We start from the raw sequence: 274 nt of genomic DNA on the forward strand, positions 1-274 counted from the left end.
TCGGTGAGGGCGACCACGTCATCGTTGACGGCACGCTGATCCCCACCGACCGCGTCCGCGCCGATCAGCCGTACTACTCGCAGAAGCACAAGAAGCACAGCATGAACGTGCAGGTCATCACCCGCCCTGACGGCACCCCGCTGTGGCTCTCCCGCGCGACACCCGGCCGCACACATGACCTGACCGCGGCCCGAGCTCACGGCATCGTCCAGGCCTGCCTGACCCGGCAGATCCTCGTGCTGGCGGACCGCGCCTACCAGGGCGCCGGCGCCAC

1 protein-coding gene is annotated in these 274 nt (G+C 69.7%); it reads left to right on the forward strand.

Going from position 1 to position 274, the window contains the following annotated elements:
• The coding region (locus tag EHS43_RS46095) for a transposase family protein (protein WP_148104410.1) at window positions 1-274 on the forward strand (274 nt) is incomplete at both ends.

It is taken from the genome of Streptomyces sp. RP5T, from assembly GCF_003933965.1.
Taxonomy (GTDB): Bacteria; Actinomycetota; Actinomycetes; order Streptomycetales; family Streptomycetaceae; genus Streptomyces.